The following is a 14,526-nucleotide window of genomic DNA, read 5'->3' as shown; positions in this document are numbered from 1 at the left end:
TTTGAAATTAATACTTCTAATAATGATAATTTTCACTCTCCTTGATAAACGGATCTCGAAGGGGACGCAGCGAAACTTTTGCAAGTGCACTACCGACCACTAAGACGAACAGCCCAAGGAAAAAGAGTATCGCAGCGATCTCGGTAACGCCGAATGACCAATTAGGACCTACCGTAGAGGGCATTACCAATTGGAAAATGTCAAGATAATGACCGATTAAAATTACGATTCCGGTCATGATTACAAACCAAGGAATCCTTTTATAATCGCTGTTCATCAACAATAATATCGGAAACACAAAGTTAAGCACGAGCATGCCAAAAAACAACAAATTGTATTCTTGAATTCGGATTATAAAATAGGTAACCTCTTCGGGAATGTTGGCGTACCATATAAGCATAAACTGCCCGAACCAAAGATAAGCCCAAAAGATACTGAAGGCGAACATAAACTTGCCAAGATCGTGCAAATGGCTGTCGTTCACGAAGGGCAAAAGCCCTTTTCCTTTTAAGAATATGGTGACCATGGCAATCGTAGTTATCGCCGATACGAACATCGAGGCAAAGATATACCAAGCTAACAAGGCGCTGTACCAGTGCGGGGTAAGTGACATGAACCAATCCCATGACATGGTTGACTCAGTCGTGATAAAGAATACCAAAAAGAAAACCGCGAACTTAAAATTCTGTTTGTAATGCCTATTATCGTTGGTCTCGGCCTGCGCCAGTGAATTTCTTCTTGAAAAATAGCGATAGAGGTTCCATCCCAAGAGATATATTAAAGCTCTTATGACAAAGAAGGGAAAATTAAGATATCCCGATTTGCCCTGTAATACCGTATCACCTGCCACTAATTCTTCGTTTTGCCAGGGATAAAAATGGGTACCTGCGAAAACAACAATCAGAAAAACGATGATGGAACCTGGCAACAGATAGGCGGTAATGCCTTCCAGCACCCGATATAAGACCGGCGACCAACCTGCGGAGGCGGCATATTGGATGGCATAAAAAACAAGCGTTCCCAAGGCCAGCATCATAAAGAAAAAAGCGGCAACGAAAATGGCCGACCAGGGTTTGGTCTGCAGTTGGTGTAGCAGGTGCTCGTCATGTTCGGCACTATGTTCCCCACCATGTGCCTCTGTATTTTCGGAATGGCCTTCGGTAGCCATAGTCGTATTATCTTGTCCGGAGTGCGACGTGGATGCTTCTTCGCCCCCATGCGCATCGTCATGACCGGCCGCTACCATTTGCTTCGCCTCATCGACCGTACCCGGTACCGACATAAATCCATATCCGATACCCAATAGTCCAATGACCATTAAAACAATGGAACCAATTTTTAGCCTGTTTGAAAAAGTATACATAGTTCTTTGGTTATGCATTATTTTGTTAAGTCCTGTTTCAATGTCATCACGTATTCCGATACTTGCCACATTTCCTTGGTATCTAATTGCGCGGCGTACGACCCCATGGCATTCAGGCCATATTGTATGGTATGGAACACATCGCCTTCAGTAATATTCCGCGCGGGATCGGCATAGCTGGGAACGCCCAGAATTTTTTCGCGTTGCACCAAATAGCCCTGGCCGTCGCCCTTATCTCCATGGCAGATAGCGCAGTAAATCGTATAAAGTTGAGATCCGTTTGCATGATTCTCTGCGATTTGTACGGAATCGGTTGCAACCAACGGACTCGTATTGGCCTTGGCCAGTTCCTTACCTTCAGGCGTATTCTCGAATTCGTAAGGCATCCAACCGCGCATAATTGTATTCGGGGCGGGTAGCTGTGCCTCTTGGCCCCTTGGCAATATGTCGGCCTCTCCGTAGGCTTCGTAACCTACGGGAACATACATGTTGGGCATATACTGATAGTTGCGATTGCCTTTGTCGGCACAGGAGGCGATCAACAACAGTAAACCGAACAATATTCCTATTTTTTGTATAGCGTTCATCCTAAAATTTTCAAGGGTTCTACAACTTTTACTTCCGATGCATGGGTGTTCGACAACAGTTTCAGTAGCTCCGTTTCCTCACCGTGGACCTCGATTTCCATCAAAAAATGGTCATCCGTAGTTCTTAAATCCGGATTTTCGGCTTTTCTGAACGGCCATATTTTACTTCTCAGATAAAAGGTGATTACCATAAGGTGGCCTGCAAAAAATACGGTCAGCTCGAACATGATCGGAATGAATGCCGGCATATTCTGGATAAAGGTGAAACTAGGTTTGCCACCGATATCCTGAGGCCAGTCGACAATCATGATATAGTTCATCATCACAACCGCTACTGTAAGCCCTAAAAGTCCGTATAAGAACGATGCAATGGCAATCCGTGTCGGCTCAATCCCGACCGCCTTGTCAAGCCCATGCACTGGAAACGGGGTAAAGACCTCCTTTATCGTGTACTTGGCGGCGCGTACTTTCTTAACGGCGTCCAATAGAACATCGTCGTCGGTATAAATAGCATGTATTACTTTTGTTGCCATCTGTTTCAATTATTGATTACCTAGTATTGATTATTTTTTATATGGGATGTACGTATAATTTTCGAAACATCTATTTAATGATCAATACTATTAGTTCTTTTTCAACACCTTCGCCTGCCCGGCCCAATCATCTCGTTTTGCCCTTCCGGGGAATTCCCCTGTAATAGTATCGAGCATATCATATTCGAGGTTGGTCATTTTGCTGACCTGTTCGAAGGTATAGATACCGAGTTCGTGCAGCTTTCTTTCCATTACCGGACCTATACCGTTAATTTTTTTCAGATTGTCAGCTTCCTGGCTTTTAGGATCAAATGTCCCGACATTGCTTAAAAGGCTATTTATTTTATCATCTTTTGAAGCATCCTTAATCGTGTCGGTAGTCGTAATTTCTTCTTTTTTATCTGTGGAGGTAAAATAGCTGCCCTGTATGTTTGATGCGGGTTCCTCGGCCGTTGGATCGAGATCGACATGGCTTATCGGCTCATTGGGGTGCTCTGCCCTTCGTTTTTTGTACATTTCGCCGGAAGATTTTAAAATGGTCTTCACTTCGGCCTGGGCGATTACCGGAAAAGTTCGGGCGTACAGCAAAAAAAGAACGAAGAAAAACCCAATCGTACCAATGAAGGTGCCAATGTCGACAAAGGTAGGCTGGAACATCGCCCAAGACGATGTCAAACGATCTTTAGTCAAATCGATTACAATAATGTTAAAACGCTCGAACCACATCCCGATATTGATGATGAGGGCAACCATGAATGTCCACATGATGTTCCGTCTCAATTTTTTTACCCATAAACTCAGGGGAACGATCAGGTTACAGGTAATCAACATCACAAATGCCCACCAATAAGGTCCCGTAGCAGCCCCGAAGGATAGGTAGGTGTAATTTTCGTAGGATTGTCCAGAATACCATCCTATGAAATATTCCGTAAGATAAGCTACTGTTACAATTCCGCCGGTCAATAAAATGACCTTGTTCATCAATTCGATATGCTGTATGGTGATGTAATTTTCAAGATTCGATACCTTCCGCATAATAATTAGCAAGGTTTGTACCATGGCGAAACCTGAAAAGATAGCCCCCGCCACGAAATAGGGAGGGAAAATGGTACTATGCCATCCTGGAACCACCGAAGTGGCGAAATCGAAAGATACAATAGTGTGCACGGAAAGTACCAAAGGGGTCGCTAAACCGGCCAATACCAAGGAAACCTCTTCAAAACGCTGCCAATCTTTTACCCTACCGCTCCAACCGAAGCTCAACAGGCTGTATATTTTCTTTTGGAAGGGTTTTGTGGTACGGTCCCGAATCATGGCGAAATCGGGCAAAAGCCCCGTGTACCAAAAAACCAGCGATATGGAAAGATACGTCGAAATCGCGAAAACGTCCCATAATAACGGGGAGTTAAAATTGACCCATAACGATCCGAACTGGTTGGGAATGGGCAGTACCCAATACGCCAACCAAGGTCGACCCATGTGGATGATAGGGAACAAGCCCGCCTGTATTACGGCAAAAATCGTCATTGCCTCCGCAGAACGGTTAATCGCCATCCTCCATTTTTGGCGGAACAATAGCAAAATCGCAGATATTAAGGTTCCGGCATGTCCGATACCTACCCACCAAACAAAGTTCGTAATGTCCCACGCCCAGCCGATGGTCTTGTTCAGGCCCCACACGCCAATACCGGTAGAAACCGTATAGATTATACATCCAATACCCCATAAAAAGGCTACTAGGGCGATGCTGAAAGCGATATACCATGAACGATTGGCGCGGCCCAAAATGGGAGCCCCTACGTCAACGCTGATATCATGGTACGATTTCTCTCCGATTATCAGCGGCTCTCTTATGGGTGCTTCGTAATGTGAGGACATATTAAATTTTAAAATGTTGTTATAACCAATTTTTTAGGCTTCCGCGGTGTTTTTGACGATGAGCTGGTACATCACGTTGGGTTTGGTACCTAAGCTCTCCAATAGATGATACATACGGTCGTCATTTTTCTTTTCTACGATTTCGGCATTTTCATCGTTAATATCGCCAAATACCATAGCGCCCTTATCGCATGCAAGCGAGCAGGCGGTCTGAAATTCGCCATCCTTGATTGCCCTGCCATCGCGTTTGGCATCTAAAATGGTCTTTTGGGTCTTTTGAATGCACATAGAGCATTTTTCCATGACACCTCTTGATCGTACGTTGACATCGGGGTTGATAACCATTTTGCCCAAATCGTTGTTCATGTAGTAATCGAACTCGTCGTTGTCGCTGTACAGAAACCAATTGAAACGGCGTACTTTATACGGACAGTTGTTTGCACAATACCGGGTGCCCACGCATCGGTTATAGACCATTTGATTCTGGCCCTGTCGGCCGTGGGAAATCGCCGCCACCGGACAGACCGTCTCACAGGGAGCATGGTTGCAGTGCTGGCACATGACCGGTTGAAAGGCCACCTCAGGATTATCATAGGAAGCAATTTCTACTTTCTCATAGGTCTCGAAGGCGGGGAGGGTCTCCAGATCCTCTATTTCTTGCTTGAAAGTCTCCGCTGAAGAGTAGTAGCGATCGATGCGCAACCAGTGCATATCCCTAAATTTACGAACCTCTTCCTTGCCAACCACAGGTACATTGTTCTCTACCTGACAGGCAATCACGCAGGCACCACATGCGGTACACGCATTCAAATCGATGGATAAATTGAAATGTGGACCGATACTTCTGTCGAAAGACTGCCATATATCGGCATTCTTTTCGCGTACCTCAATTTCGGAGTGGTTGTAATCCACTTTAGGAACCGCATTCCAATGTTCCTTATCTTCGGTGTTGAATACGCTTAGGGTTGTTTCCTTAATAATATCATTACTGCGGCCGGCCATTGTATTTTGCAACTGTTCGCTGGCAAATTCATGCGCCCCATCTGTTTTTTCAATACTGACCGATTGAATGTTCGAGAAGTTTTGATATAGGGGAAATGCATTTACACCTACCTGCATTTCTTCTTTCATGCCTACCTTTTTGCCGTATCCGAATGCGAGTCCTACCGAACCGCGTGCCTGTCCGGGTTGAACGATAATAGGCACCTTGTCGACGCTGGTCCCGTTTACGGTCAATTTGACATAGCTACCGTTCATGGCGCCGTTGGAAACATAATAGTTTTCGAGCCCCAATCTTTCGGCATCGGATTTGGAAACGGTCAAATAGTTGTCCCAAGAAACCCGGGTAATAGGATCGGCAAACTCTTGCAGCCATGGGTTATTGGCCTGTCGCCCGTCGCCCATACCTGTTTTGGAATACAATATAAGCTCCATCCCACTGCCGCTTGTGGCGTTCGCGAGACTGCTGACCGCGGTCGATATCGACACACTGGCTGGGGGCTGTACTTCTTCGGCGGCGGTTTCATTCGCAGCATCTTCCTGCTTGTCGGAAGCGATATCTTGTTGCACGGTCGGATCTGCATCGGCACTTGCCATAACCATGGCGTTGTCCGAGGATGCCAAGACCCCGTCTTGCAAGGCTTTGTTCCAAGAACTGCCACCAAGGATCGAAGCGCTCCAAGTTTCCTTTATATACTCATAATAACTTTGGCCGGTACCCATCCATTGCAATAGCGCATCCTGAAACAATCGGGTGTCGAACAATTGGCGTATGGTGGGTTGCATTAGGCTGTAATGGCCTTTCTTTATTTGGGCATCGCCCCAAGACTCCAAATAATGGTTGGCAGATGCGGTATATTGGCTTACTTCGGTAGTTTCGTTCCAGTTCGTGGAAAAAGTAACGGAAAGATCGACCTTCTCGATACCTTCCTTGAAATCGGCGGCGTTCGGTAACGAATACATCGGGTTGACCCCGTCCATGATCAAGGCGCCAACCTTGCCCGCCTTCATATCGGCAATCAAGGTATTGACGGCTTTTACGTTGCCCTGCCGGGTATATTTGGGTGATTTGGCATCAAACGCCTTACTGCCCAACATTTCGTTAATGGCCAGAATCACGATTTGGGTATTTACATCATCGATACCCGATACGACAACCGCCGCAGCTGGATTCTTCTTTATCTGTAACACCAGTGAATCGATGGCGTTTATGGCATATTCGGGCAGTTCGCCGGCCATGTTACTTCCGTTCAGTTTGGCGTATAATTGCGCCAAGGCGACCCTTTGTAATACGGGGGTTAGGGGAACCCGCTTGTCGGCCTTTGCACCGGTCTGGGTCAAGTTGGCCTCGAACTGCACATGTCGGGACATTTTACCGTTCTTGGGCATACGACTTCTCGCATAGCTGGCATCATAGCCGCCGCCCTGCCAATCCGCCAAAAAGTTGGCTCCGAAAGATATGATAAGTCCCGCTTTTTCAAAGTCATAATCTGGTAGCGCACGCTCACCGTAGCGTTGTTCGAAAGCGGTCAACGCGGCATCTTCGGAAATTGAATCATAAGTAACGTGGTTCACGTTGGCGTAAGCCGCCTTGAATTCACCCATTAATTTTTCAGTGGATGGGCTGGCATAGGTCTGTGTCAAAACAGCGATTTGCTTCCCTGAATTTTGCAAGCTGCCCAATTTGGATTTAACCGCTGCGTCAAGGGCATCCCATTCTACGGGCTCACCATTGGCCAAAGGACCTTGTAAACGGGTGCTATCGTATAGGGATAGTACAGATGCCTGCACGCGGGCATTAGCTCCGCCCCCGATTTTGGCATCGGTATTGTTTTCAATTTTTATGGGTCGCCCTTCACGGGTCTTGACCAGAATACTGGCGAAATCAAATCCATCGGCGATAGTCGTGGCGTAGTAGTTGGCCACCCCAGGAACAATATTTTCCGGCTGTACAACATACGGGATGGATTTATAGACCGGTCCTTCGCAAGCTGCCATGGAAGCGGCAGCGGTGCTGAAACCAATATATTTCAAAAAATCCCTTCTATTGGTCGACGACTCCGATAAGTTTTCCTTATCGCCCAAAAAATCGTCCACCGGAATTTCTTCGGCAAATTCGTTATTCTTCATCGTCTCGACCATGGAATCGTTTGGATTTAACTCCGCTGCGCTCTTCCAATATTTTTTATTCGATGCCATATATTCTATTTGCAATTTTGTATTTCCAGGGGAATTCGTTGTTGTTTAAAAAAATGGACAATTATTGGCCATCTAGTAGTGACATTTCCCGCATTCTATGCCTCCCATTTGTGCTACGGTAAAGGTCTCCACTCCGTATTTTTTGGCGAGCTGTTCATGAATTTTGTCGTAATACGCATTGCCTTCGACCTTCACGTTGGTCTCCCGGTGGCAATTGATACACCAGCCCATGGTAAGCGGTGAATATTGGTACATGATTTCCATTTCCTCAACGGGACCGTGACATTCCTGACACTGAATGCCCCCAACAATATGGTGCTGTGAATGGTTGAAATAGGCAAAATCAGGAAGGTTATGTATTCGGATCCATTCTACCGGCTGGCTCTCGCCGGTATATTTTTGGTTTTCCTCGTCCCAACCGACAGCGGCGTAGAGCTTTTTTATTTCTTTGTTGTAGTCAACCCCGTATTCTTGTTTTCCTTTTTTCAAAGTTTCGTCGGCCACTTCATAAATCGATTTGTGACAGTTCATACATACGTTTAGGGAAGGAATGCCCGAGTGTTTGGACACCCGTGCCGAAGAATGGCAGTATTTACACTCAATTTTGTTCTCCCCGGCGTGGATCCTGTGGGAATAATGGATCGGCTGAATCGGTTCATAGCCTTGGTCAACGCCTATCTGCATCATCCATCCGTAAGCAAAATAAGCACCACCCAATAATAATAGGACAACGGATACAAATACCAAGAACTGATTTTTTGCAAATGCCTTCCAAATTGGAAGACGCTTTTCGGACTCATCCTTTTCAACTGCGATTCCGTTCGCTGCGGCAATCCTTTGTAAGGTTTTGTTGACCAAGAACAGCATCGCGACCAATAAGCCGAAAACCAAGGCGAGGGCACCCAAGATGATTTCGTTGGATATGCCGGAGGATGCCGAACCGCCTCCGCCTCCGCCGGCTGCAGCCTGATCCGCGCCCGCGTCCGCAGCTTTTTTAGGCGGTGCGTTGGTATAGGCCAGAATATTATCGATATCCTCATTACTGAGGGTAGGAAAGGCGGTCATTGCAACCTGGTTGAACTGGTTGTAGATTTTGTTGGCGTATTCGTCGCCCGAGCTGATCAGACCGGCACTATTCTTTATCCATTTATAGATCCAGTCCCTTCCCAGACCGGCCTCGTCCTGTATTTTCTGTTCAACGTTGCCCAGTGCGGGCCCAGTCATTTTACGATCTAATGCATGACAGGCTGCACAATTTTGGTTAAAGATTTGTTTGCCCGCTGCTGGATCGCCGTCGGTATCCGCGGCGGAATCTTCGGAGCCTCCACTATCGGCCTGCTCAGAATCTGCGGTTGAGGTGGAATCCTGAACCGCCTTTTGTTGTGCGCAAATAGGAAGGGAAAAGAGTAGGAAAAATAATATACCTATACCTACAACTCTAGAAATTCGATGGCGGTACGAAAGCTTTTGCATATGGAGTCAATTTCTATCTAAACTTTGGCACGATTATTAATGGTCAAACGAAAGTATGGATTCACTCTATACATGCCAAATCAAGTGCAAAAATAAGACATAGACTTTGTTTAGTAAATGTTAACGGATTGATAATAGTTAATTTATAACTGTTCTAAATAATTACTTTTGGGTCTTCTTTGATTTATAAAAAATTACTTTTGCACAAGACTTTTATACCCAATAAATTGCAGTTCATGAAAAGAGTTATTTGTTTAATGCTGTTGGTAGTATCCTGCGCTTTCGGTCAGGCGCAAAAAGGAAAAATTACTATCGATCAAGACCAGAAAATCACCGATTTGTTGGCCATTTATAAAACGGCCAACGAAAGTGCGGCCTATTATCGCATTCAGGTCGGGTTTGGGGATTTTGCAAAGGCCAATGAAATCAAGTCGAAAGTAGAGCAGGATTTTCCAAGCCTTTTTTCCAATATAGATTTTGATTCCCCTACGTATAGAGTGCGCGTAGGCCGTTTTAAAAACAAGCTCGATGCGGAGCGAAAGTTTAAGGAGGTACGACAAAAATATCCCGATGCGATGCTGCTACAGCCCAAAAAATCACCTCGGTAAGAGGGGGATATTTAATTTGTCAGATCGAGTCCAGTCGCGCTGTCAAATTCCAAAATGCACATAAAAAGTGTGAAAAATCTTGGAGATGGGATATCATAAAATGAAAAAAATCGACCCGTTGAGGTCGATTTTTTTTATCGGATTTCAAAGTTGTAATCTGGAATTTTCCTACTTGGATTTCAATTTCTTTTTGACAGCCACTTCCTGGAACGCTTCTACAATATCGCCTTCCATGATATCATTGTAGTTTTTGATCTGTAGACCACAGTCATAGCCCTTGGCGACTTCCTTAGCGTCATCTTTAAATCGTTTCAGCGATGAAAGTTCACCGGTGTAGACTACCACACCGTCGCGAATAAGCCGTATGTTGGAATTGCGGAAAATCTTCCCGTTGGTTACCATACAGCCCGCAATGGTACCCACCTTGGAAATTTTAAAGGTTTCCCGAATTTCGGCGGTACCGGTAATCTCCTCCTTGATTTCTGGTGAAAGCATACCTTCCATGGCATCTTTCAGGTCATTGATCGCATCATAAATGATGGAATACATGCGGATATCGATTTCTTCTTTTTCGGCCACATCCCTGGCATTGCCCATGGGCCTTACATTAAAGCCGATAATGATGGCGTCGGACGCAGAGGCCAACAATACGTCGGATTCGGTAATCGCGCCGACCCCTTTATGTATGATGTTCACTTGTATCTCTTCGGTAGACAGTTTCTGGAAGGAATCCGTCAAGGCTTCCACCGAACCATCAACATCACCTTTCAAAATGATGTTCAGCTCTTTAAAGTCGCCGAGCGCAATACGTCTTCCGATTTCATCTAGCGTAATATGACGCTGTGTACGTACGGATTGTTCGCGGCGCAGTTGGGATCTTTTCGTAGCGATTTGTTTCGCATCCCTTTCGTCTTCAAGCACGTTGAATTTATCACCTGCCTGTGGGGCGCCGTCAAGTCCTAAAATGGAAATCGGTGTTGCCGGCCCTGCTGTTGGAATGCTATTTCCGCGTTCGTCTTGCATGGCCTTCACTTTACCACTGTGGGTGCCTGCCAAGACGTAATCCCCTATTTTAAGGGTGCCGCCTTGAACCAAAATTGTGGAAACATAACCTCGTCCTTTGTCCAAGAACGCCTCTACGACGGTTCCGTTGGCGATTTTGTCGGGGTTGGCCTTAAGCTCTAAAAGTTCGGCTTCCAATAAAACTTTCTCCAATAGTTCTTCAACACCTTCCCCGGTTTTGGCAGAAATATCTTGGGATTGGATTTTACCGCCCCAGTCTTCGACCAATAGGTTCATTTGTGAAAGCCCTTCCTTGATCTTATCCGGGTTGGCCGCGGACCTATCGATTTTGTTAATGGCAAAAACTATGGGCACGTTTGCTGCCTGGGCATGGCTGATCGCTTCCTTGGTCTGGGGCATGATATCATCGTCTGCTGCGATTACGATAACGGCGATATCGGTTACCTGCGCACCCCGGGCCCGCATGGCCGTAAATGCTTCGTGGCCCGGAGTATCGAGAAACGTAATTTTTTGACCGTCTTTTAAGGTGACGCCATAGGCACCGATGTGCTGGGTAATTCCCCCGCTTTCACCGGCGATTACATTGGCCTCGCGAACATAATCGAGCAACGAGGTCTTACCGTGATCGACATGCCCCATAACGGTAACAATCGGCGCTCGGGGTTTAAGATCTTTTTCGGCATCGGCCGCGATCTTGATAGTTTCCTCGAGGTCGGCGGCTACGAATTCGACTTCATAACCAAATTCATCGGCTACGATGGAAAGGGTTTCTGCATCTAAGCGCTGGTTCATGGTAACCATGATGCCCAGCGACATACAGGCCGATATGATTTCAGTGGTAGAAACGTCCATCATCGTGGCAATCTCACTTGCCGTAACGAATTCGGTCACCTTTAAGGTCTTGTCTTCAAGTTCTTGCTGCTCGAAATCTTTTTCGGTCTGCTGACGGTGCTGGTCACGTTTGTCTCTTCTGTATTTGGCGCCTTTACCTTTTTTCGATTTTCCCTGAAGTTTTTCGAGGGTCTCGCGAATCTGTTTTTGTACGTCCTCTTCGGTGGGCTCCACCTTTGCAGCGGTCGATCTACGGCCTCCCTTTTTGAAGTTCCTGTCAATACCAGGTGTAGTAGTGGTGTTGCCGGCCTTACTTACAATACGTTTTCTACGTTTCTTGCGGCCACTGCTGTCGGAAGATGGGGTGTCGTCTTTCTTTTTCTTGGCTTTTTTGAATTGTGAAAGATCGATTTTAGCGGTTATCGTAGGACCCGATAGCTTTTTGTAGTTCGTTTTGAGAACATCGTCCCCTGGCTTTTCAGCTACGTTTTCCGCTTCGACTTCCGGCTTTTTTTCTTCCTTCTTCTCCTCGGAAGGCTTCTCTTCGGGTTTTTCCTCAGTTTTTTTGGCTTCCTGAACTTGGGGAGTTTCCTCTTTCACAACTGTTTTTGGTTGTGTTTCGGGTTCCGGTTCCGGTTCTGCCGGTTTTTGTTCCTTTACAGGCTCTGCCTTTTTCTTTTTACCGGCATCAAGATCAATTTTTCCTACGGTCTTCGTACCGGCCAGCTCGACCTTGCCCACCATTCTGCTTTCCGCAGAGGTCTCGGCCCGACGTTCCCTAGCTAATCTTCGGTCTTCTTGTTCTTGCTCCAATTGCAAACGAAGCGCTTCTTTTTCCTTACGCTTTTCTTCGCCGACTTCTTTAGAGGCTACCTTCTTGCTCTTATCGGTCTGAAACTCGTCTTGAAGCACCTGATATACCTCATCGGAAATCTTGGTGGTAGGCCGCGAATCGATTTCATGCCCTTTTGAAGCCAGAAAATCTACCGCCCTGTCCAAAGAAATATTGAATTCCTTTAGGACTTTGTTGAGCCTAATTTTTGCAATGTCTGCCATAAATACTATTCTCCTAAATTCTAATAATCGCTAATATATAGCTAATCTTCCAATTCTTCCTTGAGTATACGTACAACCTCTACAACGGTCTCCTCTTCAAGGTCGGTACGTTTGACCAAATCGGCTACATCTTGTTCGATGATACTGCGAGCTGTGTCGAGACCGATTTTCTTGAATTCTTCGATGATCCACGCATCGATTTCGTCCCTAAATTCTGTCAATTCCACATCTTCTTCGACGCCTTCACGGAATACATCGATTTCATAGCCCGTTAGCTGGCCTGCCAAGCGAATGTTATGTCCGCCGCGTCCAATCGCCTTTGAAACTTCCTCGGGCCTTAAATAGACTTGCGCAGTCATGTTTTCATCGTTCAGCTTTACGCTGGTGACCCTTGCCGGGCTCAATGCCCTGGTAACCATTAGTTGTGGATTGGCCGTCCAGTTGATAACATCGATATTTTCGTTGCCCAGTTCGCGCACGATACCGTGAATTCGAGAGCCCTTCATTCCCACGCAGGCACCTACGGGATCGATACGGTCATCATAGGAATCGACGGCAACTTTGGCCTTTTCACCGGGAATACGGACCACCTTTTTGACGGTAATCAGTCCGTCATAGACTTCCGGGATTTCCTGGAAAAATAATTGTTCCAAGAATTTCGGGGATGCCCTTGACATAATAATCGTCGGCTTGGTTCCCTTTAGTTCAACCGTTTCTATGATGCCGCGTACATTGTCTCCTTTTCTGAAAAAATCTGAAGGAATCTGTCTGTCTTTGGGAAGGATGATCTCATTACCCTCGTCATCCAACAAAATAATGGCTTTATGTCTAATATGATGCACCTCGGCGGTGTATATTTCACCTTCAAGATCTTTGAAATGCTTGTATATGGTGGTATTGTCGTGTTCGTGAATTTTTGAGATCAGGTTCTGGCGTAGGGCCAAAATCGCCCTTCTTCCCAAGTTGATCAATTTTACTTCTTCCGATACATCTTCGCCCACTTCGAAATCGGGTTCGATCTTTCGGGCTTCTGTCAAAGATATTTCTTCATTGGGCTCCTCAACTTCCCCGTCGAGTACTACGATCCGGTTTCTCCAGATTTCCAAATCGCCCTTATCGGGATTGATAATTATATCAAAATTATCGTCAGACCCGAATTTCTTTTTGAGGGCGCTACGGAATACATCCTCTAAAATCGCCATCAACGTTACCCTATCTATAAACTTATCGTCCTTGAATTCTGAAAAAGACTCAATGAGTGCAATATTTTCCATTACGCTATTACCGTTAAATTGTTACTATAACTTTTGCCTCCTCAATATCGGAAAAAATGATTTTCGCTTCTTTTTGAACCGTTACTTTTCCTTTTCCGATGGGTTTCGGTTCCCTAGTTTTCCATTCCAGTACAATACCGGTATCGGTGGTTGCGGTCAAATTTCCCTCAAACGTATCCGATGCCGTTTTGACCTTCAGTTTTCGTCCAATGTTCTTGGAATACTGTCGTGCCATTATCAAGGGCGATGCCGCTCCGGCAGAGGTGACTTCCAGGGAAAAATCATATTCCTCGCGATCGAGATTATGCTCGATGGCCCTGCTTATCTTCACACAATCTTCAACGGTAATCCCTGAATCACCATCCAGTATCACTTTAATCGAATTGTCGGCGGATACCGAAAAATCGATTAAAAATAAGGAGGTATCGTCGTTTAAGGCTTCCTCTAAAAGTGTTTTTACCTTATCCTTGAACATAGTATACTATTTTCAACAAACACGGAACGCATCGGGCTTGCCCAAACTTTCCTTGGTTGGATGTTCCGTCCGTTTCAGCGGGAAAGTTCTGTAAATAAAAAAGAGGACTAATTGTCCCCTCATGAATACTTTAGATATTCTTTCAGTGGTGCAAATATACAATTTTTTTGGTTTCCACAATACCCTACTCATATATTTGCTTATACCCTTTTTTGGGCACACCCCCT

Annotated in this window: 10 protein-coding genes; 1 reads left to right on the top strand and 9 read right to left on the bottom strand. The window is 45.7% G+C overall.

Features of this window, described 5'->3' with window-relative positions; genetic code table 11:
• Positions 1-16 precede the first annotated feature (16 nt).
• The 6 genes from BLT07_RS07285 to BLT07_RS07260 form a co-directional block, all read right to left on the bottom strand.
• Entirely contained in the window at positions 17-1,363 is a 1,347-nt protein-coding gene (locus tag BLT07_RS07285; RefSeq protein ID WP_091867379.1) for a quinol:cytochrome C oxidoreductase, read from the bottom strand.
• A 17-nt stretch (positions 1,364-1,380) separates the two neighbouring features.
• A complete protein-coding gene (locus tag BLT07_RS07280; RefSeq protein WP_091867239.1) occupies positions 1,381-1,950 on the bottom strand; it encodes a c-type cytochrome in 570 nt (189 codons plus the stop codon).
• A complete protein-coding gene (locus BLT07_RS07275; RefSeq protein WP_091867237.1) occupies positions 1,947-2,483 on the bottom strand; it encodes a DUF3341 domain-containing protein in 537 nt (178 codons plus the stop codon). Before BLT07_RS07275 ends, BLT07_RS07280 begins: the two co-directional genes overlap by 4 nt.
• A 90-nt stretch (positions 2,484-2,573) precedes the next feature.
• Entirely contained in the window at positions 2,574-4,361 is a 1,788-nt protein-coding gene (gene nrfD, locus BLT07_RS07270; protein WP_091867235.1) for an NrfD/PsrC family molybdoenzyme membrane anchor subunit, read from the bottom strand.
• Between the two features lie 33 nt (positions 4,362-4,394).
• Positions 4,395-7,559: a TAT-variant-translocated molybdopterin oxidoreductase gene (locus tag BLT07_RS07265; RefSeq protein ID WP_091867233.1), complete on the bottom strand. Its 3,165-nt coding sequence runs from the start codon at positions 7,557-7,559 to the stop codon at positions 4,395-4,397.
• Positions 7,560-7,631: 72 nt separating this feature from the next.
• Complete coding sequence (locus BLT07_RS07260; RefSeq protein ID WP_091867231.1) at positions 7,632-9,032, bottom strand: c-type cytochrome; 1,401 nt, start codon at positions 9,030-9,032, stop codon at positions 7,632-7,634.
• A 236-nt stretch (positions 9,033-9,268) separates the two neighbouring features.
• On the opposite strand from BLT07_RS07260, the gene BLT07_RS07255 reads away from it, so the two are divergent.
• On the top strand, positions 9,269-9,640 hold the full coding sequence (locus BLT07_RS07255) for an SPOR domain-containing protein (RefSeq protein ID WP_091867377.1): 372 nt from the start codon (positions 9,269-9,271) through the stop codon (positions 9,638-9,640).
• A gap of 168 nt (positions 9,641-9,808) precedes the next feature.
• Here BLT07_RS07255 and infB read toward each other — a convergent pair whose 3' ends face one another.
• The 3 genes from infB to rimP are packed head-to-tail and all read right to left on the bottom strand — an operon-like array spanning position 9,809 to position 14,299.
• Positions 9,809-12,550: a translation initiation factor IF-2 gene (infB, locus tag BLT07_RS07250; RefSeq protein ID WP_091867229.1), complete on the bottom strand. Its 2,742-nt coding sequence runs from the start codon at positions 12,548-12,550 to the stop codon at positions 9,809-9,811.
• Positions 12,551-12,591: 41 nt separating this feature from the next.
• On the bottom strand, positions 12,592-13,824 hold the full coding sequence (gene nusA, locus BLT07_RS07245) for a transcription termination factor NusA (RefSeq protein ID WP_091867227.1): 1,233 nt from the start codon (positions 13,822-13,824) through the stop codon (positions 12,592-12,594).
• A 13-nt stretch (positions 13,825-13,837) separates the two neighbouring features.
• The gene (gene rimP / locus BLT07_RS07240) at positions 13,838-14,299 is read right to left on the bottom strand and encodes a ribosome assembly cofactor RimP (protein ID WP_091867225.1); all 462 of its coding nucleotides are present in this window, start codon (positions 14,297-14,299) and stop codon (positions 13,838-13,840) included.
• Between the last annotated feature and the right edge of the window lie 227 nt (positions 14,300-14,526).

The organism is Pricia antarctica (genome assembly GCF_900101815.1).
Classification (GTDB): domain Bacteria; phylum Bacteroidota; class Bacteroidia; order Flavobacteriales; family Flavobacteriaceae; genus Pricia; species Pricia antarctica.
The sequence above is the reverse complement of the archived record's forward strand: the minus strand, read 5'-3'. Positions and strand labels throughout refer to the sequence as shown.

Coding starts and splice junctions, on each gene's coding strand:
- BLT07_RS07260 (WP_091867231.1), bottom strand. CDS start 9,032: ATGCAAAAGCTTTCGTACCGCCATCGAATTTCTAGAGTTGTAGGTATA.
- BLT07_RS07275 (WP_091867237.1), bottom strand. CDS start 2,483: ATGGCAACAAAAGTAATACATGCTATTTATACCGACGACGATGTTCTA.
- BLT07_RS07280 (WP_091867239.1), bottom strand. CDS start 1,950: ATGAACGCTATACAAAAAATAGGAATATTGTTCGGTTTACTGTTGTTG.
- BLT07_RS07255 (WP_091867377.1), top strand. CDS start 9,269: ATGAAAAGAGTTATTTGTTTAATGCTGTTGGTAGTATCCTGCGCTTTC.
- BLT07_RS07265 (WP_091867233.1), bottom strand. CDS start 7,559: ATGGCATCGAATAAAAAATATTGGAAGAGCGCAGCGGAGTTAAATCCA.
- BLT07_RS07285 (WP_091867379.1), bottom strand. CDS start 1,363: ATGTATACTTTTTCAAACAGGCTAAAAATTGGTTCCATTGTTTTAATG.
- rimP (WP_091867225.1), bottom strand. CDS start 14,299: ATGTTCAAGGATAAGGTAAAAACACTTTTAGAGGAAGCCTTAAACGAC.
- infB (WP_091867229.1), bottom strand. CDS start 12,550: ATGGCAGACATTGCAAAAATTAGGCTCAACAAAGTCCTAAAGGAATTC.
- nusA (WP_091867227.1), bottom strand. CDS start 13,824: ATGGAAAATATTGCACTCATTGAGTCTTTTTCAGAATTCAAGGACGAT.
- nrfD (WP_091867235.1), bottom strand. CDS start 4,361: ATGTCCTCACATTACGAAGCACCCATAAGAGAGCCGCTGATAATCGGA.